This window comes from Curtobacterium sp. SORGH_AS_0776, assembly GCF_031453355.1.
In the GTDB taxonomy this organism is placed as follows: Bacteria; Actinomycetota; Actinomycetes; order Actinomycetales; family Microbacteriaceae; genus Curtobacterium.
The window spans coordinates 668651-694467 of sequence record NZ_JAVIYU010000001.1; the positions used below are offsets into that span (position 1 = coordinate 668651).

General features: G+C 69.4%; 32 protein-coding genes. 16 read left to right on the forward strand and 16 right to left on the reverse strand.

Annotation, left to right across the window (positions count from 1 at the left end; all coding sequences use genetic code 11):
- The first annotated feature begins 43 nt into the window (after window positions 1-43).
- Together QE359_RS03350 and QE359_RS03355 are read left to right on the forward strand one after the other, a co-directional pair.
- Window positions 44-787, forward strand: a complete 744-nt coding sequence (locus QE359_RS03350) for an SDR family oxidoreductase (RefSeq protein ID WP_309777563.1) — start codon at window positions 44-46, stop codon at window positions 785-787.
- The gene (locus QE359_RS03355; protein WP_309777564.1) at window positions 784-1488 is read left to right on the forward strand and encodes an alpha/beta hydrolase; all 705 of its coding nucleotides are present in this window, start codon (window positions 784-786) and stop codon (window positions 1486-1488) included. The genes QE359_RS03350 and QE359_RS03355 overlap by 4 nt, the downstream gene beginning before the upstream one ends.
- Here the strand turns inward: QE359_RS03355 and QE359_RS03360 are convergent.
- From QE359_RS03360 to QE359_RS03370, 3 genes are all read right to left on the reverse strand, one after another.
- On the reverse strand, window positions 1436-1999 hold the full coding sequence (locus QE359_RS03360; protein WP_309777566.1) for a DUF6611 family protein: 564 nt from the start codon (window positions 1997-1999) through the stop codon (window positions 1436-1438). The two genes, QE359_RS03355 and QE359_RS03360, sit on opposite strands and share 53 nt — an antisense overlap.
- Entirely contained in the window at window positions 1996-2526 is a 531-nt protein-coding gene (locus QE359_RS03365; RefSeq protein WP_309777567.1) for a hypothetical protein, read from the reverse strand. Before QE359_RS03365 ends, QE359_RS03360 begins: the two co-directional genes overlap by 4 nt.
- Before the next feature lie 201 nt (window positions 2527-2727).
- The gene (locus tag QE359_RS03370) at window positions 2728-3429 is read right to left on the reverse strand and encodes an SDR family oxidoreductase (RefSeq protein ID WP_309777568.1); all 702 of its coding nucleotides are present in this window, start codon (window positions 3427-3429) and stop codon (window positions 2728-2730) included.
- Between the two features lie 86 nt (window positions 3430-3515).
- On the opposite strand from QE359_RS03370, the gene QE359_RS03375 reads away from it, so the two are divergent.
- On the forward strand, window positions 3516-3902 hold the full coding sequence (locus tag QE359_RS03375) for a MerR family transcriptional regulator (RefSeq protein ID WP_070417522.1): 387 nt from the start codon (window positions 3516-3518) through the stop codon (window positions 3900-3902).
- A 35-nt stretch (window positions 3903-3937) separates the two neighbouring features.
- Here QE359_RS03375 and QE359_RS03380 read toward each other — a convergent pair whose 3' ends face one another.
- Together QE359_RS03380 and QE359_RS03385 are read right to left on the reverse strand one after the other, a co-directional pair.
- Window positions 3938-4885, reverse strand: a complete 948-nt coding sequence (locus QE359_RS03380; protein ID WP_309777569.1) for a helix-turn-helix domain-containing protein — start codon at window positions 4883-4885, stop codon at window positions 3938-3940.
- Window positions 4882-5412: an AAA family ATPase gene (locus tag QE359_RS03385; RefSeq protein WP_309777570.1), complete on the reverse strand. Its 531-nt coding sequence runs from the start codon at window positions 5410-5412 to the stop codon at window positions 4882-4884. The genes QE359_RS03380 and QE359_RS03385 overlap by 4 nt, the downstream gene beginning before the upstream one ends.
- Window positions 5413-5494: 82 nt before the next feature.
- Between QE359_RS03385 and QE359_RS03390 the strand changes: the two genes are divergently transcribed.
- The gene (locus QE359_RS03390; RefSeq protein ID WP_309777571.1) at window positions 5495-6115 is read left to right on the forward strand and encodes a copper resistance protein CopC; all 621 of its coding nucleotides are present in this window, start codon (window positions 5495-5497) and stop codon (window positions 6113-6115) included.
- Between the two features lie 19 nt (window positions 6116-6134).
- On the opposite strand, the gene QE359_RS03395 is transcribed toward QE359_RS03390, so the two are convergent.
- Both QE359_RS03395 and QE359_RS03400 read right to left on the reverse strand, forming a co-directional pair.
- A complete protein-coding gene (locus QE359_RS03395) occupies window positions 6135-6374 on the reverse strand; it encodes a hypothetical protein (protein ID WP_309777573.1) in 240 nt (79 codons plus the stop codon).
- Between the two features lie 40 nt (window positions 6375-6414).
- Window positions 6415-6783 carry a VOC family protein gene (locus tag QE359_RS03400; RefSeq protein WP_070417517.1) on the reverse strand — a complete coding sequence of 123 codons (369 nt, stop codon included), beginning with the start codon at window positions 6781-6783 and terminating at the stop codon, window positions 6415-6417.
- Window positions 6784-6843: 60 nt separating this feature from the next.
- Here QE359_RS03400 and QE359_RS03405 point away from each other — a divergent pair, with 60 nt between their 5' ends.
- A complete protein-coding gene (locus QE359_RS03405) occupies window positions 6844-7293 on the forward strand; it encodes a MarR family transcriptional regulator (RefSeq protein ID WP_309777574.1) in 450 nt (149 codons plus the stop codon).
- A gap of 6 nt (window positions 7294-7299) precedes the next feature.
- Here the strand turns inward: QE359_RS03405 and QE359_RS03410 are convergent, their stop codons facing one another.
- Window positions 7300-7731, reverse strand: a complete 432-nt coding sequence (locus tag QE359_RS03410; protein ID WP_309777575.1) for a VOC family protein — start codon at window positions 7729-7731, stop codon at window positions 7300-7302.
- A 112-nt stretch (window positions 7732-7843) separates the two neighbouring features.
- On the opposite strand from QE359_RS03410, the gene QE359_RS03415 reads away from it, so the two are divergent.
- From QE359_RS03415 to QE359_RS03455, 9 genes are all read left to right on the forward strand, one after another.
- The gene (locus tag QE359_RS03415; protein ID WP_309777578.1) at window positions 7844-9394 is read left to right on the forward strand and encodes an MFS transporter; all 1551 of its coding nucleotides are present in this window, start codon (window positions 7844-7846) and stop codon (window positions 9392-9394) included.
- The gene (locus QE359_RS03420; protein ID WP_309777579.1) at window positions 9391-10341 is read left to right on the forward strand and encodes a hypothetical protein; all 951 of its coding nucleotides are present in this window, start codon (window positions 9391-9393) and stop codon (window positions 10339-10341) included. The genes QE359_RS03415 and QE359_RS03420 overlap by 4 nt, the downstream gene beginning before the upstream one ends.
- 133 nt (window positions 10342-10474) lie before the next feature.
- On the forward strand, window positions 10475-11452 hold the full coding sequence (locus QE359_RS03425) for an alpha/beta hydrolase fold domain-containing protein (RefSeq protein WP_309777580.1): 978 nt from the start codon (window positions 10475-10477) through the stop codon (window positions 11450-11452).
- 8 nt (window positions 11453-11460) lie between these two features.
- On the forward strand, window positions 11461-12420 hold the full coding sequence (locus QE359_RS03430) for an NAD-dependent epimerase/dehydratase family protein (RefSeq protein WP_309777581.1): 960 nt from the start codon (window positions 11461-11463) through the stop codon (window positions 12418-12420).
- A gap of 414 nt (window positions 12421-12834) precedes the next feature.
- Window positions 12835-13215 (forward strand): hypothetical protein, encoded by a 381-nt coding sequence (locus QE359_RS03435; RefSeq protein WP_309777582.1) that lies wholly within the window; start codon window positions 12835-12837, stop codon window positions 13213-13215.
- A gap of 166 nt (window positions 13216-13381) precedes the next feature.
- A complete protein-coding gene (locus QE359_RS03440; RefSeq protein WP_309777583.1) occupies window positions 13382-13837 on the forward strand; it encodes a DUF1772 domain-containing protein in 456 nt (151 codons plus the stop codon).
- A 186-nt stretch (window positions 13838-14023) separates the two neighbouring features.
- Window positions 14024-14269, forward strand: a complete 246-nt coding sequence (locus tag QE359_RS03445; protein ID WP_309777584.1) for a hypothetical protein — start codon at window positions 14024-14026, stop codon at window positions 14267-14269.
- Window positions 14270-14364: 95 nt separating this feature from the next.
- On the forward strand, window positions 14365-15000 hold the full coding sequence (locus QE359_RS03450; protein ID WP_261645876.1) for a hypothetical protein: 636 nt from the start codon (window positions 14365-14367) through the stop codon (window positions 14998-15000).
- Between the two features lie 85 nt (window positions 15001-15085).
- Window positions 15086-15481 (forward strand): hypothetical protein, encoded by a 396-nt coding sequence (locus QE359_RS03455; RefSeq protein WP_309777586.1) that lies wholly within the window; start codon window positions 15086-15088, stop codon window positions 15479-15481.
- A 1154-nt stretch (window positions 15482-16635) separates the two neighbouring features.
- Here QE359_RS03455 and QE359_RS03460 read toward each other — a convergent pair.
- The gene (locus QE359_RS03460; RefSeq protein WP_309777588.1) at window positions 16636-16833 is read right to left on the reverse strand and encodes a hypothetical protein; all 198 of its coding nucleotides are present in this window, start codon (window positions 16831-16833) and stop codon (window positions 16636-16638) included.
- Between the two features lie 76 nt (window positions 16834-16909).
- On the opposite strand from QE359_RS03460, the gene QE359_RS03465 reads away from it, so the two are divergent.
- Window positions 16910-17800, forward strand: coding sequence for a toll/interleukin-1 receptor domain-containing protein (locus QE359_RS03465; RefSeq protein WP_309777589.1), 891 nt, complete (start codon window positions 16910-16912; stop codon window positions 17798-17800).
- Between the two features lie 791 nt (window positions 17801-18591).
- Window positions 18592-19044 carry a hypothetical protein gene (locus QE359_RS03470; RefSeq protein ID WP_309777591.1) on the forward strand — a complete coding sequence of 151 codons (453 nt, stop codon included), beginning with the start codon at window positions 18592-18594 and terminating at the stop codon, window positions 19042-19044.
- Window positions 19045-19253: 209 nt separating this feature from the next.
- On the opposite strand, the gene QE359_RS03475 is transcribed toward QE359_RS03470, so the two are convergent.
- The 7 genes from QE359_RS03475 to QE359_RS03505 all read right to left on the reverse strand — a co-directional run bounded on the left by QE359_RS03475 (window position 19254) and on the right by QE359_RS03505 (window position 25739).
- Window positions 19254-20180 (reverse strand): toll/interleukin-1 receptor domain-containing protein, encoded by a 927-nt coding sequence (locus tag QE359_RS03475; protein ID WP_309777592.1) that lies wholly within the window; start codon window positions 20178-20180, stop codon window positions 19254-19256.
- A 314-nt stretch (window positions 20181-20494) separates the two neighbouring features.
- A complete protein-coding gene (dnaB, locus tag QE359_RS03480; RefSeq protein ID WP_070417481.1) occupies window positions 20495-21862 on the reverse strand; it encodes a replicative DNA helicase in 1368 nt (455 codons plus the stop codon).
- Between the two features lie 558 nt (window positions 21863-22420).
- Entirely contained in the window at window positions 22421-22873 is a 453-nt protein-coding gene (rplI, locus tag QE359_RS03485; RefSeq protein ID WP_069712629.1) for a 50S ribosomal protein L9, read from the reverse strand.
- A gap of 14 nt (window positions 22874-22887) precedes the next feature.
- Window positions 22888-23145, reverse strand: a complete 258-nt coding sequence (rpsR, locus tag QE359_RS03490) for a 30S ribosomal protein S18 (protein WP_017887834.1) — start codon at window positions 23143-23145, stop codon at window positions 22888-22890.
- A gap of 47 nt (window positions 23146-23192) precedes the next feature.
- Window positions 23193-23762 carry a single-stranded DNA-binding protein gene (locus QE359_RS03495; protein ID WP_070417480.1) on the reverse strand — a complete coding sequence of 190 codons (570 nt, stop codon included), beginning with the start codon at window positions 23760-23762 and terminating at the stop codon, window positions 23193-23195.
- 3 nt (window positions 23763-23765) lie between these two features.
- Window positions 23766-24143: a 30S ribosomal protein S6 gene (gene rpsF / locus QE359_RS03500; RefSeq protein ID WP_070417479.1), complete on the reverse strand. Its 378-nt coding sequence runs from the start codon at window positions 24141-24143 to the stop codon at window positions 23766-23768.
- A 159-nt stretch (window positions 24144-24302) separates the two neighbouring features.
- The gene (locus QE359_RS03505) at window positions 24303-25739 is read right to left on the reverse strand and encodes a CCA tRNA nucleotidyltransferase (protein WP_309777616.1); all 1437 of its coding nucleotides are present in this window, start codon (window positions 25737-25739) and stop codon (window positions 24303-24305) included.
- Between the last annotated feature and the right edge of the window lie 78 nt (window positions 25740-25817).

The window sequence follows — 25817 nt, forward strand, 5'->3', positions numbered from 1 at the left end:
GGTGGCGCGGAACCCCGAACCGTTCCGGGGCCGACTGGCCCTCGTGACCGGTGCGAGCGGCGGCATCGGCGAGTCGCTGGCGGAGGGCCTCGCCGCGGGTGGCGCCGACCTCGTCCTGGTCGCCCGGTCCGCCGACAAGCTCGACGCCGTCGCCTCGGGCATCCACGCGCGCCACGGTGTGCGCGTGCGGGTGCTCCCGGCCGACCTGGCCACGGCCGACGGCGTCGACGAGGTGATCACGGCGCTCGACGGCACCCGCGTCGACGTCCTGATCGCGAACGCCGGGGTCGGGTGGCACGGCACCTTCGCCGAGCAGCCCGAGGACGGCATCGTGCAGCAGATCGCGCTCAACGAGACCGCGCTGGTCCGGCTGACGCGAGCGTTCCTGCCCGGCATGCTCGCCCGCGGCGTCGGCGGCGTGATGACCGTGGCCTCGACCGCGGCGTTCCAGCCCACCCCGCACATGGCGCTCTACGGCGCGACGAAGGCGTTCGTCCTGTCCTTCACCGAGGCGCTCTGGCAGGAGACGCGCGGGCAGGGCATCCGGGTGCTCGCCCTGTGCCCCGGCCCGACCGCGACGGGCTTCTTCGACGCCGCGGGCGGCGGGTCGTTCCTCGAGGGCGGTCGGCAGTCGGCGGAGGAGGTCGCACGCGTCGGTCTGCGGGCGTTCGCCCGTGCCGGCGGACCCACGGTCGTCTCCGGCGCGCGCAACGCCGTGCTGGCGAGTGCGCACCGCTTCGTCCCCCGCGGCCTGATGACACGCATGTCCGCGATGGTGATGGAGTGACGAGCCCGACGGTCCTCTTCGTGCACGGCGCCCTCGTCCGTGACGGCGACTGGTGGTGGGCTCCGACCGGCGACCTGCTGCGCGAACGGACCGGGATCGCCAGCCGCGCCGTGGCCCTGCCGTCGTGCGGGGAGACCGACACCGGCGGCGGCCTGCAGGAGGACGCCGCCGCACTGCGCCGCGCCCTCGACGAGGTCCCCGACGCCATCGTCGTCGGACACTCCTACGGCGGGACGGTGATCGCCGAGGCGGGCCCGCACCCCGCGGTCCGGCACCTGCTGCTCGTGTCGAGCTACCTGCCGCCCGTCGGGGCGTCGCAGGGGTCGATCATGTCCGGCGAGCCGGACCCCGTCGCGGTGCGCCCGGACGCCGACGGGCGGATCGTCGTCGACGGGTACGACGAGCGGTCGTTCGGCGCCCGGTTCCTGCAGGACGCGGACGCCGCGACGCAGCGGGCGGCGTGGGACCGGGTCACCTCGCAGGACGTCCGCGCGTTCGGCACGCCGACGAGCGCCGAGGGGTGGGTCGGCGTGGACTCCACCGCGGTGGTGTGCGCCGAGGACCGCTCGACGACCGTCGCACTCCAGCGGGAGCACGCGGCGCGGGCCACCCGGTCGGTCGAACTCCCGACGGGGCACCACCCGTTCATCACCCGACCGGACCTCGTGGTCCAGCAGCTCGAGGCGTTCCTGCACGACTGACCCGGGACCGCGGGCCGCTCGGCAGGTCGTCCCAGACGTCGGCCCAGATCGACTCGAAGTCCACCGGTCGGATCGCGCCGGCACGGAGCGCCCGCTCCGGCACGGTCAACGCGTCGAGCGAGGCGCCGAGCAACCCGACGTCCCCGTGCACCTCGGGTCGCCCGGTGCCGTGGAAGGTCGTCACCGTCAGTGTCCGGACACCGGGACGGAGTCGACGGGCGGCCCGCCCGAGCACCAGGAAGCCGCACGCGTACACCCCGACGGCGGCGACGGTCCCGAGGGCGGCGCGGGGAGCGAGCGCGGCCATCACGGCGATCGCCAGCAGTGCCCCGACGGCCGGCCACGCCGACCACGCGCGGAGCACCGCACGCTCGCGTCGGGTCGTGCCCGGCGGGTAGACGACGAGGGTCCTCGTGCTCCACATCGTCCGGTCGACGGGGCGCACGGAGTACCGACCCCACACGTGCGGGCCGTCGACCACGCGTGCGCGCAGGTCGGAGACGGCGCTCACCGGACGACCTCGGCGCGGACCGGCACCACGACGTCGCGGTGCCGGATCGCGGCCACGCAGGGGAAGCAGAGCAGGTCGCCCTCGCGGACGTCCGCGGGCAACGGGGCCGGGAGCCGGTGGAAGGGACCGTCCTCCGCGCCGGCGCACGGGGTGAGGACGTACGTCCCGGTCGGGGGCGCCGTGCTCACCCGGCCGATGAGCCGCACCTGGTCGAGGACGGCGAACCGGGGGAGCACCGCGTCGAGTTCGAGCAGGACGACACCGGTCCGGGGGCGCCGCACGCGCAGCACCGACGCCACCGCGACGCTCACCTCGCCCGGCGTCCACGTGCGGGGTCGGTAGCGGGGCGGTGCCTGCTCGGCGGTGTGCACGCACGGGGTGCCGGCGAGTTCGGCCAGCCGGACCATCGACACGGCGGCGACCAGGACGTCGCCGGTCGTGGGTTCGGTGTGGGCGGGCCAGAGGGTCTGGTCCACGGGGTCGGGGAGGGACGCGCGGAGCGTCGGGAGGATCGCGGTCAGGGTCACCACTCCACGATCCGGCGGGGGCGGCCGTGCGGACAGTGTCCTGACGGATCGCTGACGCCGTCGGTCCGATCCCGTGCGCGGTCCTGACGCGGCGAGCGCGGAGGACGCGACGAGCGCGCGGACCGTGCGGAGCGGCGGACGGGAGGCGCGGTGCGGGTCCGCACCGTCCCTCCCGTCCGTCTCTTGGTCACGCTGGCCGCATCACGCGAACTGCGCGTAGAACCGCTCGGGCGCCTCGGCGAGCGACGCCTTGACCCCGGCGCTCCAGTCGTCCACGACGACCTCCGCCGCGCCCCGCTCCACACCGTCGAGGGAGAGGCGCGCGACCTCGGCCGGGTCGACCTTCGGCCCCTCGTACCCGGCCATCATGTCGGTGTCGGCGGCTCCGAGGTGCAGCCCCTGGACGCTGATGCCCCGGCCGGTCAGCTCGAGGCGGACGGCGTTCGTCATGTTCCACTCGGCGGCCTTGGCGGCGGCGTACCCGCCCGAGCCCGGGTACGCGAACCAGGACAGCGCCGACAGGACGTTCACGATCGCGCCCCCGCCGTTGCGTTCGATCACCGGCGCGAACGACCGGACCATCCCGAGGTTGCCCCAGAAGTGCGTGTCCATCTCACGCCGCACGTCGGTCAGGTCGTCCGTGAGCAGCGAGCCCTGCGTGGTGATGCCGGCGTTGTTGACGAGCAGGGTCACGTCGGACGCCACCGCCGCTGCCGCCGCGACGGACGCCTGGTCGGTGATGTCGAGCGGGAGCACCTCGACCCCCTCGATGTCGACCAGTTCGGGGCGCCGGGCCGTGGCGTAGACCTTGGCGGCGCCGCGCTCGAGCAGCTGCTGCACGAACCGTCGTCCGATGCCCCGGTTCGAGCCCGTGACGAGTGCGACCGATCCAGCGATGTCCATGGTGTTCCTCCTGCCGAGCGGGCACCTCCCGCAGCGGCTCGGCTACGCTAAGACCTCACATCGATGTCAGGTGCAAGGAGGAGATCGTGCGCATCGGAGACCTCGCTGCGGCGACCGGCGTGAGCGTGCGGTCGCTCCGGTACTACGAGGAGCAGGGCCTGCTGCCGGCCGGACGGACGGCGAGCGGCCAGCGCTCCTACGCCGTGCCCGCCGTCGAGCGGGTCCAGCTCATCCAGCAGCTCTTCGCCGCCGGGCTGCCGAGCCGCACCATCGTGCAGCTGCTGCCCTGCGTGGACGCGGGGGTGGCGACGCCGGAGTCGTTCGCGCTCCTCGTCGCCGAGCGGGACCGGATCACGGCGCAGCTCGCCGAGCTCGAGGCCGCTCGGGACCGGCTCGACGAGGTCATCGCGATCACCGAGCACCCGACGCCGGAGCACTGCCCGGCGCTGCGGGACCAGCCGCTGGCGGCCTGACCGGCGCGGCGCGCCGTTCAGCGGCGGCGCGCGGATCAGCGGCGGCGCGCGGCCTGCCAGGTCTCCCGCGGCAGCACCCCGAACTCGTCGCGGTAGCTGCCGGCGAACCGTCCGAGGTGCGCGAAGCCCGAGTCCCGCGCCACGTCCCCGACGCTCCGGTCGTCCCCGGACTCCAGGCCCTCACGGGCGAGCAGCAGTCGGATGCGCCGGAGGTAGGTGGTCGGCGTGATGCCGTGGTGGCGCCGGAACGCGTCCTGCAGCCCGCGGATGCTCAGCCCCGCGGCCGCCGCGACGTCCTCGACGGTGATCTGCTCGGTCGCGTGCTCGAGCAGGTACGCCTCGGCCCGGGCGAACCGTGCCGCCGCTGCCGTGCGGGGCTGGTCCTGCCCGACCGGCCAGTGCGGGATCGCCGTGAGCAGGCCGCCCGCCGCGAAGCGGGTCAGTTCGCGCTCGTGCTCCTCGGTGACCTCCTCCGGACCGCGCAGCACGTCGGCAGCCACCGCGCGCACCATCAACCACCAGGCGGCGAGCGTCGGCCCCTCGGGGATGTGGTGCGGCTGGAACTCGATCGGCCCCGGCTGCCAGGCGCCGCGTTCGGCAGCGACCTGCTCCACCGTGGTCCGGTCGATGCGGATGAGGTCGAGGTGGAACCCGTCCCACCGGACCTGCTGCGGCTCGTGGCGGAACAGGACCGGACGGCCGGTGCGCACCCCGTCGCCGTCGACCGCACCGCTGCCGGACTTCAGCCAGAACAGGACCATCGCGGACTCGGCCTCGACCGTTCCCTCGACGACGCCGGTGCTCGCCATCGACACGAGCGACAGCAGCTCGGAGCCACGTCGCCGTTCCTCGAACGAGAACCCCGAGGGCGCACCCTCGACCGTGGCCCGTCGGACGTCGGGGATGCGCGTGACGAGCTCCGCCGCGTCCGCCGGTTCGGACGTCACGACCGACCACTGCGACCGCTGCACGAAGGCGCTCACCGTGTGACCTGCAGCACCGCGTCGGCGATGTCCCGTGCCACCTGCTCGGGCGGGGTGTCCGTCGTGTCGACGACCTCGGCCGCGGCGTGCAGCCAGGTGCGTGCCGCCTCGGCGTACGGCTCGACGCGGCTGTACCGGAACGTGGACGGCCCCATCACGGCGTCGTTCTGGATCCGGTCCCGCAGGGTCTCCTCTTCCGCGTGCAGCACGAAGTGCCGGACCGGGATCCCGTGCGCCGCGAACCCGTCCGCGATCTCCCGCCAGTACCGCTCGACGAGGACCGTCTGCGGCATCACGAGCGTGCCGCCCGCGAAGGCCAGGACCTGCCGCGCGGTCTCGACGACGAGCGGTCGCCAGGGGTCCCAGTGCTGGAAGTCGCCGGACTCGGGCAGCGGGGGCCGGACGTCCATGAGGGTCTCGCCGACCTTCTCCGGATCGAGCACGCGAGCGTCCGGCAGGAGCGGCTGCACCAGCCTGCTGGTGGTCGTCTTGCCGACGCCGTGCGTCCCGTTGATCCAGACGATCATGATCGGACCGTAGCGCATGCCGGCGTGCGAGGGCAGTACGGCACGGTCCTGTGCGTCCGGTCAGGATCGGCGACAATGGACCGTGCCCTTCCGTGCCCTGATCGCCACCGCCGTGTCGGCCGTCGCCCTGGCGTTCGTCCTCGTCACGGCGGCCCCCGCATCCGCCCACGACGTCCTCGCCTCGACCGCACCCGCTGCGGACGCGACGGTCGAGGGTGACCTCGACCAGGTCGCCCTCACGTTCTCGGAGCCGCCGCTGGCCGGGCTCGAGTCCGGGATCGTCGTCAGCGTGACCGGCCCGGACGGCGCCGAGGTCGGCGCGGGGAGTGTCGACGTCGACGGCAGCACGCTGCGCACGGCGGCCGACCTCACGGCTGCCGGGTCGTACACGGTGACCTGGCGGAGCGTCTCGGTGGACGGACACCCGATCTCGGGGAGCTACCGGTTCACGTCGACCGGAGCACCGGCCCCGACCCCGACGGCGACGGCGACGGCGACGGGACCGACGCAGACCCCGAGCGCGGGCACCCCGACGCCGAGCGCCACAGCCGGTGCCGGTGCCGGTGCGATCAGCGCCACGGCCGGGTCGTCCGGGCCTGGGGCGACGCCATGGGTCCTCGGCGGGATCGCGGTCGTGGTCGCCGCCGCGCTCGTCGCCGTCCTGCTGGTCGCCCGTCGCCGGACCACCCCCGACGACGACTGACACGAGCCGCGCCGCCGCCTCAGCGCCCGGCGTACCGCCCACGGTGGTGCCGCCAGTCCCAGACCGCGACGGCGATCCGGCCGACGCCGAGTGCGATCCAGACCGCACCGATGATCCACCGCCACGCGTCGTCGCCGCCCTCGACCGCGGCGAACACGAGCCACACCACGCCCAGGGCGGTCCACGCCACGGCCATCCAGAGCGCCGGCCGCCCGACGATCGACCGCCACAGCTGCTCGCCCCCGGCGTCGTCGCTCATGGCGACACCGTAGACCGTCCGGTCCGCCCGTGCCAGGGCGTCAGGCGCGGTCGTGCAGCGTCACCTGGTACCCGTCCGGGTCGGCGAAGGTGAAGGTCCGACCGAACGGGCCGTCGATCGGCGCGGACACGATCCGGTGGCCGTCGGCGACCAAGGCGTCGTGGATCGCCTGGACGTCGGTCGCGTGCAGCCAGATCGCCGCGCCGATCCCCGGCTGCGCCACGGCGTCGAGGTCGGTGCCGGGCACGAGGTCGCGCAGGGCGAACGCGATCGGCGTGGTCTCGAAGACGACCGCGTGCGGCGGACCCGCCTGCGACCGGACGAGGCCGAGGTACTGCTCGTAGAACGCCTGGGATGCATCGAGATCGCGGGTCTGCAGCGAGATGAAGTCGGGACCGGTGACGGGCATGGGATCTCCTTCGTTGGTGTCAGTTATCTGACACGGACGAACCTATGTCAGACTACTGACATGCGTCAAGACGGACACGGCATCGACCTGGACACGTCCCTCGGGTACCTGCTCAAAGAGGCCGCGAGCGCGCTCCGCACCGCGATGGAGGCGGTCCTCCGCCCGCTCGGCATGACCGTCACGCACTACTCGTGCCTCGAGCTGCTCGCGCAGCGCCCGGGGTCGTCGAACTCCGACCTCGCCCGCGGGGCGTTCGTGACGCGGCAGTCGATGAACGTCCTGCTGCAGGCGCTCGAACGGGACGGCTCGGTGACGCGCGCGTCGGAGGCACCGGTGGGCAAGGCGCTGCCGGTCCAGCTCACCCCGCTCGGGCGGGAGCGTCTCGCCGAGGCGTCGGCAGCCGTCCGCGGCGTCGAGGTCCGGATGCTGAGCGGGATGTCGGCCGACGAGCAGGGCGCGGCACTCCGGGCACTGCGGAGCATGGTGCGGTCGCTGCGCGATGACGCGTGAGTCGCGCTAGGGCGCGACCGGTCGACGCCCCGTGGACGACTGGAAGCGCAGCAGGTAGCCGTCGGGATCGGTGACCAGGAACTGCCGCACCCCGGCTTCCTCGTCGCCCACGCGGTACCAGCGCGTCTCCGCCGGCATGAAGAGCTCCACACCGCCGGCACGGAGCGACGCCGCGACGACGTCCGCGTCCGGGACACCGATCTGCAGGTTGATCCCGCGGCCGAGTGGTCGATCGAGCGGCCCGGTGAGCCAGTTCCGACCGACCCCGGCCTGCTCGAGCATGACGTGCGCCGACCCGAGCGTCAGGTAGGCGAACCGCTCCTCGGGACGCGCGTAGGCCACGGTGAACCCGCACAGGCCGGACCAGAAGCCGATGCTCGCGTCCAGGTCGGCGACGAGGAGCTCGGGGACGAGGGCGGGGTCCGGATCGGTCGTCACCAGGCCATGCTGCCAGCCGGCGTACCGGACCCGCACCGCGCCTCCTGAAGGTGTGGACAAGATCCGTGCTCGCCGGACCTGCGCCGTATCCGCGGCCTAGCGTGAGAGCGTCATGGCACCCGAACACCGACTCCCCGCCGAGCCCGACGCGGCTCCCACCGTCGCGCACCACGATGCGCACCACGCGGCCACCGCCGCGCCGCCCGAGCGATCCGAGCACTCCGACGCCGGATCCGGCGACCAGCCGGACCCGAACCGGTGGAAGGCCCTCGTCATCTGCCTGCTCGGCGGCGGCATCGTCCTGCTCGACGTGTCGATCGTCAACGTCGCACTGCAGTCGATCTCGTCCGGACTCCCCGGGGCCACCCCCGAGGCCGTGCAGTGGATCCTCTCCGGTTACGCACTGTCGTTCGGGCTCCTGCTCGTCCCCGGCGGCCGACTGGGCGATGCCTCCGGCCGCCGGCGCATGTTCGTCATCGGGGTCGGGCTCTTCACCCTCGCGAGCGCGCTCTGCGGCTTCGCTCCGAACGGGATCGTGCTGGTCGTCGCTCGGCTGGTGCAGGGCCTCGCCGGTGGTCTGCTCACACCCCAGGTGACGGCGCTCATCCAGCAGCTGTTCCGCGGGAAGGAGCGCGGCACCGCCTTCGGGCTGTTCGGCGCCACGGTCGGCATCGCCACGGCGATCGGCCCCCTCGTCGGTGGTCTGCTCATCACGGCCTTCGGCACCGAGAACGGCTGGCGGTTCGTCTTCTTCGTGAACCTGCCCGTGGGACTCGTCACGATCCTCCTGGCCTTCCGCTACCTGCCGGCGGCGAGCCGGGCGGAACGCGGCCGGAAGCACGACTTCGACCCGGTCGGGATCGTCCTGCTCGGCGCCGCGGTGGTCGCCCTGCTGCTGCCGTTCGTGCAGGCGCAGGAGTGGAAGGGCACGGCGAAGTGGTGGCTCGTGGTCGCCGCCGTCGTGCTCGGCGCACTCTTCGTGCTGTGGGAGCGGCGGTACGCGCGGTCGAAGGAGCCCGTCATCGACCTCGGGCTGTTCCGCCGCCGGTCGTTCTCGCTCGGTGTCGGGCTCGCGACGCTGTACTTCGCCGGGTTCACGCCGCTGTTCTTCGTCCTGACGCTGGCCCTGCAGTCGGGCCTCGGGTACTCCGCGCTGCTCGCCGGCCTGTCGTCCGTGCCGTTCGCGATCGGGTCCGGGGTCGCGTCGACCATCGGCGGTCGCGTCGTCTCGCGGTTCGGCCGACAGCTCATCGTCGTCGGGACCGTGCTGGTCCTGATCGGTCTCGGAGGGGTGATCTGGGTCGTCGCGAACCACTACCGGTCCGACCTCGGATGGTGGCTCGTCGTGCCGCTCCTCGTCGCCGGTGTCGGCTCCGGACTGACGATCTCGCCGAACCAGACGCTCACGCTGTCCGAGGTACCGGTGGAGCAGGGCGGCTCGGCCGGTGGGCTCATCCAGGTCGGTGCGCGCGTCGGGTCCGCGATCGGGATCGCCGCCGTCGGCAGCGTCTTCTACTCGGCGCTCGCGAGCTCGAAGGGCGACTACGCGCAGGGGTTGCCGCTCGGACTGGGCGTGGCGCTCGGGTTCGTCGCGGCGGCGTTGCTCGCGGGGATCGTCGACGTCGTCGTCGGGCGGATCCGGGGGACCGAGGCGACGGTGTGATCCGGGTCCTGCTGCACATCGCCACGATCGTCGTCGCGACGGCGCTGTCCCTCGGCGGCGGGCTGCTCGTGGCGCTCGAACTCGGGAGCGCGGCGCACGGGTGGCTCGTCGCCGCGGCCGTCTGCACGCCGCTCGTCGTCATGGGACCGGTCCTCGTCGGAGCCTTGGCCGGCTACTACGACCACCGCTCGTCCCCCGAGAGCCAGCGCTCCCTGTTCCGGGTCTCGGCAGTCGTCGCCGCCGTCGACGTCGTGGCCGCAGTGGTCTTCGTGCTGACGGCTCTGTCGGCGCAGGCTCCCCTCTGGGTGCCGGTGGTGCTCGTCGTCGGGGCCGCGGTGCTCCTCGCCGTCGCCCGCCCGCTCGGAGCACTCTTCCGGCGTTCGGAGCCGCCCATCACCGACCAGGGCGACGACGTCCCCGGCACCGGGCTGGTGCGACGCGGGGTGCGCTCGATCGCGACGACCTTCGTCATCGCCGCGGTGGTCTGCACGATCGGGGTCACGATCCTGGCGGACTTCGCGGACCGTGGCGGAGCGCTCCTCCAGGTCGTCCTGCTCGGGGGCCAGTTGACCTTCACCGCGACGGCGATGGCCGCGATCGTCGTGGCGCTCCCGCTGAACCGTGCGCTCCGCGACAGCGGTGGGCGGGACATCGGACGCCTGCGGCGGTACGCGAAGGTGGTGCTGCGAGGCAAGGAGCTCCCGCTCGACGAGGCCGACCGCGCCGGAGCGGTCCGGTACGCCCGGATCGTCCCGCTCGCCCTGCAGTTCCAGCTGGTGTTCACGGGCCTGCTGTACGTCGCCATCGCGTTCCAGTTCGTGTCGTCCGCGGTCCGCGGCGACCTGGGGCTGCTGCCCGTGGTCGTCGTGCTCGCCTGGGCGATCCCCCTCTCGGTACGGCGGATCGGTCGTGCGCGTCGGTACGCGGAGCAGCACCGACCGACCTGATCGGCGTGGGTGGGCACCCGTCGGGGATGCGCTATCGTCGGGCGCAGAGGGAAAAGGCCCGCGCCCCATCGGCTGCCGGGTACTCACACGCGACTCGCGGGGGTCGCCACTTCTTCATCGAAGGAGTGCACCCGTGTCCGAAGTCATCACCCGCCCGCCGTTCGACCCCGAACTCGTGCCGTTCCTCGACGCCATCGCAGCGCGCGGACCCGTCACCATCACGCCCGAGGTGTTGCCGCGCATGCGGCAGCTCGACGTCACCGAGGCCGAACTCGATGCACGGCTGCACGCCCGCGGGTACGAGCGTCGACGCATCACCGTGCCCGGTCACGGCGGCGACCCGATCGGCCTCGCGGTGATCCAGCGCATCGGTCGCACCGGCGCGACCACGGGGGTGTACACGATCCACGGGGGCGGCATGGTGTTCGGCCACCACCTCGGGAACCTCGACTCCTACGACGACTGGCTGCTGGTCCACGACGTCGTGCTCGTCAGCGTGGACTACCGCCTCGCGCCCGAGTACCCGGACCCGTTCCCGGTCGAGGACTGCTACGCCGGGCTCGTGTGGGTGTCCGAGCACGTCGAGGAGCTCGGCATCGACCCGGACCGCATCGTCATCGCCGGGCAGAGCGCCGGCGGCGGCCTCGCAGCGGGCACGGCCCTGCTCGCCCGCGACCGTCGCGGGCCGTCGCTGCTGGCCCAGATCCTCGTGTCGCCGATGCTCGACGACCGCGACGAGACCGTCTCCACCGTGCAGATCGACGGTGTCGGCGTCGCCGACCGCCAGCTGACCCGGTTCGGCTGGGACGCCTACCTCGGCAGCCGACGCGCCACCGGCGACGTGTCCGTGTACGCCGCTCCCGCGCGGGCGACGGACCTCGCCGGACTCCCGCGCACCTACATCGACTGCGGCAGCGCCGAGGTCTTCCGCGACGAGACCGTGGCCTTCGCGAGTGGACTCTGGGCGGCGGGCGTCGACGCCGAGCTGCACGTGTGGCCAGGAGCCTTCCACGGCTTCACGAGCATGCTCCCCGACGCCACGATCTCCAGGACGGCGACCGCCGCGCTGGCGGGGTGGACGAGCCGGACGCTCGGGGTCGACCACGGTTGAATGGGTCCATGCGGGCACTGGTGCTGGGCGGGACCGGATGGCTCGGACGTGCGATCGTCCGGGACCTCCTCGGGGACGGCGTCGAGGTCACCTGCCTCGCACGCGGTGCGACGGGTGACGTCCCGGACGGCGCCCGACTCGTCCGCACCGATCGTCGCGCGGACGGCGCCTACGAACCCGTGCGTGGCGCCTGGGACGAGGTGGTCGAGCTCTCGTCCGATCCGGAGCTCGTCCGTCCCGCGCTCGACGCGCTCGCAGACTCCGCCGCGCACTGGACGCTCGTCTCGACCACCTCGGTCTACGCCCGGAACGACGAACCGGGCGCGGACGAGACCGCCGAGGTCGTCGAACCCGTCGACCTGACGCAGTACGCGGACGCCAAGGTCGCCGCCGAGCGGAGCAGCGCCGACCGACTCGGGTCGCGGCTCCTCGTCGCCCGACCCGGCCTCATCGTCGGCACGGGCGACCCGAGCGACCGGTTCGGGTACTGGCCCGCCCGACTCAACCGACCCGGGCCGGTGCTGGTCCCCACGTCGGAAGGGCGTTCCGTGCAGGTCATCGACGTCGCGGACCTCGCAGGGTGGGTCGGACGTGCGGGGCGGACCCGCCGCACCGGGGTCGTGAACGCCGTCGGCGAGATCGTGCTGATGCGGGACTTCTTCCGCCTGGTCGTCGACGCCACGGGGTTCGACGGCGAGCTCGTCGAGGTCGAGGACGACGTGCTGCTCACCCACGACATACGGTACTGGGCGGGGCCGAGGTCGCTGCCGCTGTGGCTTCCGCACTCCGATGCGGCGCTGATGCACCGGTCTGCGCGGGCGTTCCGCGATGCCGGGGGTCGGAGTCGTCCGCTGGCGGAGACCCTCGCCGGGGTGCTCGACGACGAGCGGGCGCGTGGGGTGGAGCGGCCGCGGCGGGCGGGGCTCGGGGCGGCTGAGGAGGCGGCGGTGCTCGCAGCGGTGCGCTGACCTCGATCGCGGTGCTCAGTCCAGCTTCCGGCGGCGCAGTCGCTCGAACCAGCCCGCCGTCGCGATCGACTGCCCGACGTCGCCGTTGCCGGCCATCGTTCCGGCAGCTAGCCCGAGGAAGGTCGTCCCGCACGCGTCGCACAGCGTCCGCGTAGCCGTCCGGACCGGCTCACCCTGGATGGGTCGTCAGCACTGGTCACAGCGTTGTTGCACGGTCCCCTCGATCGTCAGCGGTGCCGCTCCAGCGCGCCCGAGGAACACTGCTGCGGCTGTGGCGGAGACCTTATACGCAATGCTCCGGGAAATGCAGTCCACAGAACAGCGGACTGTTGACCGCATCTTGCCGATGTTAGCGTCCGAACGGGATCCCGAAGGCATTTCGGGGAATCCCCGAACGGAAGTGAATGAGGCAACATGAACATCACCAGCCAAATCTCCCGAGAAACGACGTCGTCCTTTGCCGGTCGAAAGCGGTTCGGCGCTCTCCTGCTGGTCGCCGTGGCTTTCGTCACCGCCACCCTGTTCACCGGAGGTCCAGCACACGCCGAGAAGATCGGGTCACTCCTGACCATCGGGTGCGGGAACAAGACGGCCCAGTTGAACTGGACGAGCACGGGTGAAGTCCACATCTTCGGTTCACCAGACCGCAATTCGGCCGGAACGAACCTGATCCGCGTGGTCACGAAGAGCGGTTCGTACAGCTACAACTCCGGGTACCACACGTACACGTTCCAGATCGGTGCTTCGACGGGCCACGTCACGAGCGTCAAGCAGGTCTGCGTCGCGCAGTCGTAAGAGCCACGGTCAACAGGAGCGACCCCGCAGGCAGCGGGGCCGCTCCTGTTCCGTTTCGTGGTCGAATGCGCGCCGTCGCGGCTCCCGGGCACCGGTGACGGTTCTGTCGAACCTGTGTGAGCGCCACGTCAGCGTGGTGTGAGTGGCTCGGACGAGGCTGTGGTCCATGAACGTGGTCCTGGTCGCGCAGCTCGTGCTCGTCGGTCTCCTCGCCGGCGAGGAGTTCATCGTGCGGTGGGGCGTCCAACCGGCGATGGCCTCCCTGCCGGACGATGCGCACCTCCGCACGCGTATCGCGCTCGTCAGGTCGCTCAAGGTCGTCGTACCGATGCTGATGGTGCCGGCCGTGCTCGCCACGGTCGCGGTCCTGGTCGTCGCCGGCGCGGGCGACGGGCTCGGGTGGCGAGTGGCAGCCGCTGCGGCGCTCGGGGTGTTCGTCCTGGCGTCGTTCCTCGGCACGGTCCCGATCAACATCGGGGTCAACGACTGGGATCCGCTCGACCCGCCGGCGGACTGGAAGCGGGTCGTGGTGCGGTGGGAGCGGATCGACGTGGTCCGGTCGAGCGCGGCGATCGTGGCGTTCGTGCTGTCCGCGATCGGGGTCGTGCAGATCGGGGCGTGACGGAGGGCCGGTCGATCGACGACCGGACGGGCGAGGAGGTCCACGGTCGAGCGGCCGACGACTTCGACCTCCGGTGGGTTCTCGACCAAGGCGGTCGGGAACTGCGCGAAGAAGACCACGTCGCACTACAGCACGACCTACCACGACTGCGCCGCGGAGGCCTCCGACGGTGTTCTGACGGTCGGGATGCACCTCACCTACACGCTGGTCTCCGGGACCGGCGACACCATCAACGAGATCACGACGCCGTATCAGTTCGCTCGTGGTGGTCAGGCGGCGACGCCGAAGATTTCCATCCAGCGCAAGACCGAGACTTCTGCTGGGCCTGCGTACGCGCGCGGCTCGACTCAGTTCAGCGGATCCGCGGGCAGTTACACGGGGACGATGTACGTCAAGGTCGGCGGCGACAAGGCATGGACGACGGGCTGGTGAGCTCGATGACGAAGGAGACCACAATCATGAACAGCACCCGAACCCGCCGAGTCGCAACATTCGCAACTGCTGTCGCAGTCGCAGCATGCCTCAGTGTGACCCTCGCCGTTCCTGCTCACGCGGCCACCAGCGACGATGAGGCGTACACACGGAGCTTCCTGACCGAGTACGGCGTCCCCACCACGACCCAGGACGCCCTCGTCGACAAGCTCTCGCACGGTCAGACTCTCGACTCTGCGAAGTCCGGAGCGATCCCGGTGTCGTCGCGCACCATCACGACTGCTACCGCAGATGAGGTCGTTTCGACCTTCGCTGATGGCTCGATCAGCGTTTCCGGGACCGAGCAAGCGGCGCCGGCGGCATCGGGATCGATCGCGCCGCGCGCCATCAAGGGTTGCAAGGAGTCGAACGGCGGCGGCTACGTGGTGATGTCTGGTTGCACCGTTTACCTCCAGACCGCAAGCTACGAGCTATCCTTCAAGGCCACGTACGAGCGCTATACCGGCGGCGCGCAGATCGACTCGGCACCGAGCAGCTCGCTCTACGTCAACGCGTTCTGGGGGTCCGTCGACAGCAAGTCCCTCGCCATCAAGCGTAAGAAGCAGGACGGCTCAAAGGATGCGGTGGCGACCGCCCACGCGCACTATGTCGGGAACACCGGGCATCAGTCGGAGGATCTCTACATGTCGCTCCACGTGAACTCCTCGAAGGCGTTCACGACGAACTACTGAGACTGATCAGGGGGCGATGAGTCGCTGTCGCCCCCTGATCCGCCAGTAGCATTTCCACACACCTATCGCCGACAAAGGAACCCCGATGGCCGTCACCGACGCTCAGACCACAACACCGACGCATCCGATCCGCCCGCTGATCGGTGCGGCGGTTATTGCCGTGTTCCTGGCGTACTTCGAGCTCGCCACGCGAGCCTCCGACGTGGTCATCATGGCGTTCCTCATCCTCACCATCAGCGCCGTCATCTCGACCATCGCGAACATTCGAAACGCGACCCGTCTCCGTCACCAGGCACACGGCAACATCGCCGTTGCTGTCTGGGCAGCCGCCGTCGCCGTGGTCGCTGTAGGGCTCGGTTGGTTGGGCGGAGCAGTCCTGCTCAACGGCAACGCACAAGGCATCGTTGCGATCCTGGTCGCGATCGCCTTCTTGATCGTCAGCGTCTTCACCGCCATCGCCGCCAGCAAAGCCACCGACTAGAACAACAGTCACTCGGATCGAATTGCATCGCCCGACCAGCCCGGACTGTGAGTGCCTCGGGTTCTCCAGTCACCGATCGACGGAACAAGGGAGACCTCTCCAGCTCGACTGATGGGTAGACGGCACCGATCACGCAGACGTGCATGCTTTGCCCTTTGCTCAAAGTCGATTCCGATCCGACAACGTGGCGCCGCCATCTCACCAGAGAACAAGCGGGGCAGAATTCGGCGTGCCGGATGAGCGGGATCCAGACAACTTCGGCTGACGAGATCGAGATTCGAAGACCGTCTCCAGGCTCTGCGAGCACGTCCCCGACACGCAGAGACCTCAAACATGCGTCTGACAACTCTCCGACCGCGCCGATGAGCAGCAGAGCCCGTGCGCGGTCCTTCTCCGCTTCCTCCGAGAACGAGCGGTCGATCTCCCGAAGCGTCTCTTGCAGCGCCCGCACCGCGGTCAATGGTTGTCGCGATCGCTCTCGATTTGCGTGCCGGTTGGCGCGGGAGAGAACGACAGGGACCGGCGAAGCCGACCTGATGCGGGGGAGCCCTGCTTGAACGTGCTTGGCGTCGATGATGTCAACCCAGCCCGAGATCCGGGCAGCCGAGTGCGCGAGCGCCCCTGTGTCATCAACCTCCCGGCACCGATCGAGGAGATAGCTGGCTACGACCGGACCCGAGGTGGGCAACGAGCTCAGCCCCCGCTGGGTACACCACGCTTCAAAGTCCGCCCAGGGGTTCGACGTACGCCGACGCGGAGGCTCCGGGCCGAGTCCGAAGTCGCCAGGTGCTCCGGTGAATGGCGTCAAGGCCGGGGCTGACTTGAAAGGCGGAGCGCTCACGATGCGGGTCCGATCGTCGAGTAGTCGCCCGCCGAACAGAAGGTCCGTTGGACGCGGAGGGACCACTTCTTAGGCGGAAAGACCATCTATTTGGCACGCCGACAACAAACGTTGTCGGCTGCCACACAAGCAGTCCCGCACACCGTCATCCAGCTCGCCCTCTGCCCATACCTGTCCGGCCACGCTGCCAAATAACTTGTTCACTTCTGCTGCCGGGCTCACGTCGACCGCAGCACGCGTTGAGCGCCGAGTCGACGCCCACTGCTCGTGAACGGACTGGACGGTAGCCATGCATTGCAGCTGCGCAGCACAGTCACCGACGATGACGGGGACCACTCGTGCTGCTCCCTGCAGTCCGGCGGAACCAGCCGACAGTCGACCGGATGGCGACGACGACGGAGACGATGTCACCGACGACCACGGCGACGTGATGGAGCACCTGCACGAACGCGTGCACGATGTGTTCGAGTTGCGAGACGACGGCTTCAAGGTCTGCGATGTAGGGCGACATGGCAGCTCTATGCGCGGACAGCCACTCGCGCCCTAGCAGGCCGAGTGTCGTCGGACCTCACTCGTATGCTCACTCTGTGACCGAGGCATACCCAACAAGCGTGTTCATTAGCTATCAGCACGCCGACAAGGCACTGGCCCGCAAGCTGCAAGACGGCCTCGAGCAACAAGGCTTCTTCGTGTGGCGTGACGAAGCAGAGCTTCGGGTTGGCGACAGTATCGTCGAGCGCGTAACGGCGGCGCTCGATCAGATCGAGTTCGTCGCCGCAATTGTCAGCAGCGCCAGTGTCACGAGTCCGTGGTGTCAGAAGGAGCTTTCCCTCGCAATGACGGGGGAGATCGCCCGCCGCGGTGTCCAGGTGCTTCCGTTACGCGTCGACGGCACCGACATGCCCCCGTCGCTGAAGGACAAGCTCTATCTCGACATCTCGACGGAGAACGCCAACGAGGCCGTGGAGACCCTCGCGAACAGCATCCGAAGTCACCTGCAGCCGGTCCGGCAGATCCCTGCTCGCCGTCTCCGCCCTGCTGCAGCGCAGCAATCGATCGAGTCAGAAGATGTTCCGATCCGGGTCGTGGGAATCGATCGGGACAACGTTGGTACGCCTCGCGGGGACGGGACGCCGGGGAGCGCCCTGTATCTCGTGCCGTTGGTGCTTTCCCGCACTCCCGATCAACTCTGGGCGGCCGCCTTCACCGAACGGTGGAACAACGCACTGTTCTCCTCGATGCACCGGCCGGGTATCGGGTCGGTTCGCGGCAACCGGATCCTCCTCGACGGCACGACTGTCGAGGAGGTCGCTGACTATCACCTTGCGACGGTGCGCCAGACCATCGACTACGCCAACGAAGTGGCCGCAACGCAGCGTCGCCGGGATGCGCAAGCGAAGCAGCGTCGCGATGCGCAACTCGAACAGCACGCAGCAGAGGTGGACGAAGCCATCCGCCGAATGGGGTTCGACTCCTAGCGATAGCTATACCGAGTACGACGGGTAGAGGCCTATGGCGAGGCCTCCGTCGCTGCCGCGTGGATCGAACCAAAAAGGGACTGCTCGAACTCCGACAGAATCGGGTCGAGCGCGGACAGGCCACCCCGCTGAGCTCTGACGATCGCGAACTCAGAGTCCCCATGCGGTGTCCGGCAGACCTCGCGCGAGATGACTTCGATACGAGGAATCAAGACGCACCGAGCGTTGCTCGAGTGTCGCCCCTTCGTCGTCGAGCTCGGAGACGCATGCGCGGGGCATCCGCACCACGGCAGCCTGCACGACGCTGGGCAAGTCCCGCAACGCCACGTCGACGAGCGTGGAGCCCCTCCCGGCTGTAGTCACGTGTTCACCCAAACACGCTGTCTCGTTGATCGATCGACAACCGCAAGCACACTGGCGGACATCGACCCCGCGACAGGCGAGGCGCTGGACATCAGCTGACAGGGGGTCTTGACGGCACTTTAGCGAGCCGGGCAGGATCGGGTTCGGTGCCGGCAGGCTGCTACGTCCTCCTGATGTGGCATGGGGATCGCCGCACCGTCGAGGGGGACACCATGTCATATGGCGTGTGCACGGCGCAGGAACGCGGTCACCGAAGCGGTAGCCAGCGCGAGAGAGACTGTCCAGCCGGGCATTTTGGTGCTTCCGTCACTACTGGAGGCATCTCGGTTCTAGTGGCGCCATCAGTCGCGCCGGGGACCACGACCCACTCGATCGGGCACACGCAGCCTGCCGCGGTTCCTCCCTTTTCAGCGTCAGATCAAAAGTGGATGGATTCCCTGGCCGAGAAGGTGCTCGAGCTCGCACTCGCAGATGACGATATCGACCGCATATGGGACACCACGTTTCTGCTGCTCGACGCGGTAGCACCGCCAGGGGGAAGGGTCGCCCGCCGCGGTCACGTGCTGTGCGTGCTGTTCGAGGATGCAGCGGTCGCTCTCGAGGGTTTGATTGACGCGCCGGGCGACGTCGTCGCGAAACTCGCAGCCGCGTCGATCAACGGCCCAACCATACTCGCGGTTGCGGTCAAAGTGCTCGTGAAGCAGGCCATCAAATTCGCACTTGCACATGCGACGGCCCCGCTCAGTCTCATCCGACTCAAGCTGTGCTTCCTCGCCCTGGCGTTCTGCCCAAACGACACCGCGCACCCGGGCTCCGGCCTGCTCACGCACTGTGAGAAGCCTCTGCTTGACGCTGCGATGGACCTCCCTGCCAAGCCCTAGAGCGTCATAGGTGCCGTTGCGGGCCGCTCTGGTCGAAGCGCGATCCGGACTGCTCGTAGGTGTTCCATGCTTTGAGGTTCAGCCGGCGGTACTCGGGGAAGGTGCGCTGAAGGAGCGGCTTACAGAGGGCAGAAGCTTCCACGTCGACCTGAGCGGGCGCGGCGCGGCGGCATCCGCGGAGGGTAACGGACGTCCCCGGCGCCGCGGCCCTAGTCGGCGTGCTTCTGGTCGTCCTCGATTTCGGCTGCGGCCCGCTGGATCGCCGAAATCCGTTCAGCCACGTGATCCCGAAGTGGTGTTGTTGAATCGGGGTCGACACCGAGCTCGAGCAGCCGCTCCCGTGCGGACTTGTCGCCGTGTAGGTAGTCAGCCAGCAGACCGTTGATTGTGGCTACCAATCCGAGACTTGGCTTCGCGAGTTCGGATGCTAGGCCTGGCGAGATAGCGTCCTCGCGAATGAACCGAGAGCGTTGAGACCGAGCGTCGGTGCCAAGTCGAAGGTCCCGACGGGCCTGCTCGGCGATCCGGGCTTCGAACGCCTCGAGGTCGCTGAGCGGTCGGGGGGTGTACCGCTGTTCGACGAGGCTTCGGAGCAGCCCGCGCATCTCTTTGACGGCGCTCTCCATGTCGAAGGGGCGTTCGGTTTCTACCGCGACGGGCGGGGTAGGGACCGCATCGAGTTCCTTTGCGATTTCGGGCCATTCGCGGCGGGCGGCCGACTCGATGATCGGCCAGGCAGTGGCGACGTCGCGTGCCTCATGAATCGACTTGATCAGTCTGACAAACCCGTCCTCATTCAGATCAACGGCGTTAAACCCATTCAGTGGCGACGGCAGGTCTTCCTTGCTCAGCCCTACCGCAACCGGAACGACACGTGATCGCGGTGCCTGATTGCCGAGCGCCCCCGCTTCAAAGCTCAGCCATGGCTTGTCGAGGTTGTCCGGAGTCACACAAATGATTCCGAACGTGGCCTCTCGGAGCTTGTCGCTGATCTCCTGGAACCACTGCACGCCGGATGCGATGTCTTTGTCGGACATGAACGTCGGCAGCCCTTGAATCACGTACTCAAGGTGGCTCGCGAACACATGTGCAATCGCCTTGCTGCGCTCGCCCGACCAGCTGATGAAGACCGTCATAGCTGAAGGCTAGATGACGTCGCCGCTGCTCCACGTGATATCTCCGACTCCGTCATCCTGACTCAGGAACGGGGGGCGACGTCGACGCGGTGCGGTGCGGCGTCGGGAACCCGTAGAGACCACAGCATGATCAGGCTCGCCGTGAGTGGAGCGACAACCCATCTCGTTAGGCGATCGGCCAGCGAGACGGTGGGACCAGGGGTGCTGAGATCGACACGTCCATCGACCGGACTGCCACCAACCTGTCCAACTTCGTATTTCAGGACACGTTGTGTGGCAATTGGACAAGTTAGCTGGCGGACGACAAACGTCGCCTACTGCGGCATGTCCACGAACCTCGAGAACATCCCGTGGAACGCCACCGTGATCGTGTCCGTCGGCCCGTTGCGGTGCTTCGCCACGATGAGGTCCGCCTCACCCTGCCGCGGGTTGTCCTTCTCGTACGCCGACTCACGGTGCAGCAGGATGACCATGTCGGCGTCCTGCTCGATCGACCCGGACTCACGCAGGTCGGAGATCTGGGGCTTCTTGTCGGCACGCTGCTCGGGACCACGGTTCAGCTGCGACAGTGCGACGACGGGGACCTGGAGCTCCTTCGCCATGAGCTTCAGTGCACGCGAGAACTCGGAGACCTCTTGCTGGCGGGACTCGACCTTCTTGCCGGAGGTCATGAGCTGCAGGTAGTCGATGACGACCATGCGGAGGTTGTGCTGCTGCTTGAGGCGCCGGCACTTCGCCCGGATCTCGACGAGCGTCATGTTGGGGGAGTCGTCGATGAAGAACGGGGCGTCGTTGATCCGCCCACGGGTCTGCGCGATGGTCGTCCAGTCGCGAGAGTCGACGGTGCCCTTGCGCATGTTCTGCAGCGGCACGCTGGACTCTGCGGAGAGCAGACGCATCGCGATCTCGGCGCGACCCATCTCGAGCGAGAAGAACGCGGCGGTCTCGTTGTGCTTGATCGCGGCCGCGCGGCAGAGGTCGAGCGCGAGCGTCGACTTCCCGAGCGCCGGGCGGGCGGCGATGATGATGAGCTGCCCGGGGTGGAAGCCGTTGGTGAGACCGTCGAGCTGGGCGAAGCCGGTCGGGACGCCGGTCATCTGCCCGTCGCGCCCCTTCGCGGCCTCGATCTCGTCGAGGGCGGCGGAGATGGCGTCGGTGAGGGGGACGTAGTCCTCGGTCTGCACACCACCGGCGACGTTGTAGACCTCGGCCTGGGCGCTGTTGACGAGGTCGGTGACCTCACCCTCGGACGCGTAGCCCATCTGCACGATTCGGGTACCCGCGTCGACCAGGCGGCGCAGCACGGCCTTCTCCGCCACGATCGCCGCGTAGTACCCGGCGTTCGCCGCGGTGGGCACCATGCTCGTCACGCTGTGCAGGTACTCGGCGCCGCCGGCGCGGGACAGCAGGCCGGTCTTCGTCAGCTCGTCGGTGACGGCGATGACGTCGGTCGGCTCACCGTGCGAGTAGAGGGACAGGATCGCGTCGAAGATGACCTCGTGCTTGGGGATGTAGAAGTCCACGCCACGAGCGGTCTCGATGACGTCGGCCACGGCGTCCTTCGACAGGAGCATGCCGCCGATCGTCGACTGCTCGGCGAGCATGTCGTGCGGGGGAGTGCGTTCCGCGCCACCACGATCCGCGTAGTCCTGCGGCGCGGGTTCGAGATGCGCGATCGACACACTTGCTCCTCTTGTTCAGTGGCGGCTCGTCCAGTGGCTGCGACGGGTCCGTCGACGGCGGCCGTGACGAACCGACCGTCCCTGTTCTACCCCGGGCGACCGACATCGCCGAGTCGCTGGGCCAAGCTACGGGGACAGAGTTATCCCCAGCAAACGGCCCTGTGGATAACTCTGTGGAGAGCCTGCGGAACACGCCGGGATGCTGTGTGGACAACTGTGGACAGGGGTGTGGACAAGTGGCCTGGGGAACACACTTTCGACCGCTTGACCTGGGGTTTCGTGTTCCACACCATGTGTGGAGAAGTGGGGTTCAAGTACGCATTGAAGGTTGCCGATCCGTCCGTTTCGCCTGTGTAAAAACAGTTGACAAACGGAAATCTGAGGACAACTTTCCCAAGCCGTTCCCAGCAAGCGCGACCCTGTCTGAGAAGTAACCGGTCAGCGCGGGACGAGCCGCGCCTCCTGGGCCGGAACCGCCACCGACGACCCCGGAACGCGACGACGGGCGGGCCTCCCGGAGGAGACCCGCCCGTCGTGAGCGGAAGACCGCGGCCAGTGTTACTTGGCGGCGACGACCTGGAGCGAGATCACGGCAGTGATGTCCTCGCGCAGACGCACGGTGGCCTCGTGGTCACCGACGGTCTTGATGGTCGCGGGGACCTCGACCTTGCGCTTGTCGAGCGAGCCGACGCCCTGCGCCTGGACGGCGTCAGCGACGTCGCCCGGACGGACGGAGCCGAACAGACGACCGTCCTTGCCGGCCTTGACGGTCAGCTTGATGGTCGCGTTCTCGAGCTTCATCTTGAGGTCCTGTGCCTCTTCGATGGTGGCGAGCTCGCGAGCGGCACGTGCCGCACGGATCGACTCGACCTGCTTCTCGCCGCCCTTGGACCACGCGACAGCGAAGCCCTGCGGGATCAGGTAGTTGCGGGCGTAGCCATTCTTGACGTCGACGACGTCACCGGCGGAACCGAGGCCGGAGACCTCGTGGGTGAGGATGAGCTTCGACATGTGTCGACCTCCGATCAGCGGCCGGAGCCGGCGTAGGGGAGGAGCGCCATCTCACGGGCGTTCTTCACGGCACGGGCGATGAGGCGCTGCTCCTGGACGGAGACGCCGGTGATGCGACGGGCGCGGATCTTGCCACGCTCCGAGATGAACTTGCGAAGGGTCGCGACGTCCTTGTAGTCGATGACGCCGACCTTGATCGACTTCGCGGGAGCGGCGTTCTTGCCGCCCTTACCGCGAGGCTTCCGGCGATCGCCGGTGCTCTTTCCAGCCATTGTTTGTCCTTAAGAAGTGGAAGTTGTGTCCGTTGAACCGCGGAGGATCAGAACGGGGTCTCGTCGTCGTACGTGCCGCCCGGGGTGCTCCACACGTCGTTCGACTGTGCGTTGCCGCCCTGCTGGCCACCCTGGGGGGACCAGGGCGCGTCCGACTGACCGCCGCCGTTGTTGTTCCAGCCGCCGCCGTTGCCGCCGTTGCCCGCCGGGGCGTTGCCGCCACCGACCTGGCCACGACCGCCGCCGGAACCACCCGCAGCACGGGTGATCTGCGCGGTCGCGTAGCGGAGCGACGGGCCGATCTCGTCGACCTCGAGCTCGATGCTCGTGCGCTGCTGGCCCTCACGGTCCTGGTACGAGCGCTGACGGAGACGACCCTGCGCGATGACGCGCGAGCCCTTCGTCAGCGAGCCCGCCACGTGCTCGGCGAACTCGCGCCAGACGCTCGCACGGAGGAACAGCGCGTCGCCGTCCTTCCACTCGTTCGCCTGACGGTCGAACGTGCGAGGAGTCGACGCGATGGTGAAGTTCGCCACGGCGAGCCCGTTCTGCGTGTACCGCAGCTCCGGGTCCGCGGTGAGGTTGCCCACCACCGTGATGACGGTTTCGCCGGCCACGGGTTACTCGGCGCTCGCGGTCGCGGTTGCGTTGGCGGCCTTGCGGGCCGCGCGGGCCTCGTCGCGCTGCTTCTGGGCGGCGACCTGCGCGATGCCCTCTTCGGCGCGGAGGACCTTCGTGCGGAGCACGGCCTCGGAGAGGCCGAGCTGACGGTCCAGCTCCTTGGCGGCCTCGGGGGTGGACGTGAAGTCCACGACGGCGTAGATGCCCTCGGACTTCTTCGCGATCTCGTAGGCGAGACGACGACGGCCCCAGACGTCCACGTTGTCGACGGTGCCACCGTCGTTGCGGATCACAGCGAGGAACTTGTCCAGGCTGGGAGCGACGGTGCGCTCGTCGATCTCGGGGTCGAGGATCGCCATCAGTTCGTACTGGTGCATGCGGAACCCACCTCCTCTGGTCTCAGCGGCCCCGAGCAGTTCTCGGGGCAGGAGGGTTGATGCATGTGTCCCGCCACGCAGAGTGCGTGCGGACAACCCGGCAAGCTTAGCGGACGGCCTGGAGGCGCGCCACCGGCTGTGCAGAACCGATCGCGTCCGTCAGGCGGTCGCGTCGCGGGCGGCCCACCAGTCGCGCAGGCGCGCTTCGGCATCGTCGGGGCCGAGGGGGCCCTCGTCCATCCGCACCTCGAGGAGGAAGCGGTAGGCCTCGCCCACGGCACGCCCCGGCGGGATGTCGAGGATGCGCATGATGTCGTCGCCGGAGAGGTCCGGCCGGATCGAGTCGAGCTTCTCCTGCTCGGAGAGTTCCCGGATCCGGTCCTCGAGGTCGTCGTAGGCGAAGGCGAGCCGGTCGGCCTTGCGGCGGTTCCGGGTGGTGACGTCGGAGCGGGTGAGCTCGTGCAGGCGTTCGAGCTGGTCGCCGGCGTCCCGGACGTAGCGACGGACGGCGGAGTCGGTCCACGCGCCGTCCGTGTAGCCGAAGAAGCGGAGGTGCAGCTCGATCAGGCGGCTGACGGCGGCGATGGTGTCGTTGTCGAAGCGCAGGGCACGGAGCCGCTTCTTCGCGAGCTTCGAGCCGACGAGGTCGTGGTGGTGGAAGCTCACGGCGCCGCCGGGCTCGAGCTTGCGGGTCGCGGGCTTCCCGATGTCGTGCAGGAGCGCGGCGAGCCGGAGCACCGTGTCGGGGGCCTCGCCGGGGTGCCGCTCGGCCTCGTAGCCGATCGCTTGCGTCAGGACCGTGAGGGAGTGCTCGTAGACGTCCTTGTGGTGGTGGTGCTCGTCGATCTCGAGCCGCATCGCCGGCAGTTCGGGGAGGAAGCGCTCGGCGAGCCCGGTGTCGACGAGTAGACGCACGCCGTCCACCGGTTCGTCCGTGTTCAGGAGCTTGACCAGTTCGTCGCGGACCCGCTCGGCGGAGACGATGTCGATCGAGTCGACCAGGTCCGTCATGGCCTCGCGCACCTCGTCCGAGACCGTGAAGCCGAGCTGCGCGGTGAACCGGGCGGCGCGCATCATCCGCAGGGGGTCGTCGCGGAAGGAGACCCGGGCGGCCTGGGGCGTGTGCAGGCGCTCGGCGAGGAGGTCCTCGACGCCCCCGTGCACGTCGACGAGCTCCCGTGCGGGCAGACGGAGCGCCATCGCGTTGACGGTGAAGTCGCGGCGGAGCAGGTCGTCCTCGATGGTGTCGCCGAACGCGACCTCGGGCTTGCGGGTCTCGCCGTCGTAGACGTCGCTGCGGTACGTGGTGATCTCGACCTGCTCGCCGGCCACCCGCGCGGCGATGGTGCCGAACTGCCGACCGACGTCCCAGGTGTTGCTCGCGATCGGTCCGACGATCCGCAGGATGTCGTCCGGACGGGCGTCGGTGGTGAAGTCGAGGTCGGTGACCGCTCGCCCGAGGAAGGCGTCGCGGACGGGACCGCCGACGAGGGCCAGTTCGTGTCCGGCGTCGGCGAAGGCCCGAGCGAGGATGGCGACGGGCTCGGTGGCGGCGAGTGCGTCGAGTCGCTCGACGGCCTGGGCAACGGACTGCATGACGGTCCTCATCCTCCCAGATCGCAGGCCTGAGTTCTCCACAACGTGCGCGCGCACGGGAGCGTTCATGGTCGGGCC

Bases quoted from the DNA above. Each gene is read 5' to 3' on its own strand.
- QE359_RS03405 (WP_309777574.1), top strand. From the start codon at position 6,844: ATGCGTCAAGACGGACACGGCATCGACCTGGACACGTCCCTCGGGTAC.
- QE359_RS03470 (WP_309777591.1), top strand. From the start codon at position 18,592: ATGGATTCCCTGGCCGAGAAGGTGCTCGAGCTCGCACTCGCAGATGAC.
- QE359_RS03395 (WP_309777573.1), bottom strand. From the start codon at position 6,374: ATGAGCGACGACGCCGGGGGCGAGCAGCTGTGGCGGTCGATCGTCGGG.
- QE359_RS03370 (WP_309777568.1), bottom strand. From the start codon at position 3,429: ATGGACATCGCTGGATCGGTCGCACTCGTCACGGGCTCGAACCGGGGC.
- QE359_RS03435 (WP_309777582.1), top strand. From the start codon at position 12,835: ATGAACATCACCAGCCAAATCTCCCGAGAAACGACGTCGTCCTTTGCC.
- QE359_RS03430 (WP_309777581.1), top strand. From the start codon at position 11,461: ATGCGGGCACTGGTGCTGGGCGGGACCGGATGGCTCGGACGTGCGATC.
- QE359_RS03440 (WP_309777583.1), top strand. From the start codon at position 13,382: ATGAACGTGGTCCTGGTCGCGCAGCTCGTGCTCGTCGGTCTCCTCGCC.
- QE359_RS03475 (WP_309777592.1), bottom strand. From the start codon at position 20,180: ATGACGGTCTTCATCAGCTGGTCGGGCGAGCGCAGCAAGGCGATTGCA.
- QE359_RS03445 (WP_309777584.1), top strand. From the start codon at position 14,024: ATGCACCTCACCTACACGCTGGTCTCCGGGACCGGCGACACCATCAAC.
- rplI (WP_069712629.1), bottom strand. From the start codon at position 22,873: ATGTCGAAGCTCATCCTCACCCACGAGGTCTCCGGCCTCGGTTCCGCC.
- QE359_RS03505 (WP_309777616.1), bottom strand. From the start codon at position 25,739: ATGCAGTCCGTTGCCCAGGCCGTCGAGCGACTCGACGCACTCGCCGCC.
- QE359_RS03385 (WP_309777570.1), bottom strand. From the start codon at position 5,412: ATGATCGTCTGGATCAACGGGACGCACGGCGTCGGCAAGACGACCACC.
- QE359_RS03400 (WP_070417517.1), bottom strand. From the start codon at position 6,783: ATGCCCGTCACCGGTCCCGACTTCATCTCGCTGCAGACCCGCGATCTC.
- rpsF (WP_070417479.1), bottom strand. From the start codon at position 24,143: ATGCACCAGTACGAACTGATGGCGATCCTCGACCCCGAGATCGACGAG.
- QE359_RS03415 (WP_309777578.1), top strand. From the start codon at position 7,844: ATGGCACCCGAACACCGACTCCCCGCCGAGCCCGACGCGGCTCCCACC.
- QE359_RS03455 (WP_309777586.1), top strand. From the start codon at position 15,086: ATGGCCGTCACCGACGCTCAGACCACAACACCGACGCATCCGATCCGC.
- QE359_RS03460 (WP_309777588.1), bottom strand. From the start codon at position 16,833: ATGTCGCCCTACATCGCAGACCTTGAAGCCGTCGTCTCGCAACTCGAA.
- rpsR (WP_017887834.1), bottom strand. From the start codon at position 23,145: ATGGCTGGAAAGAGCACCGGCGATCGCCGGAAGCCTCGCGGTAAGGGC.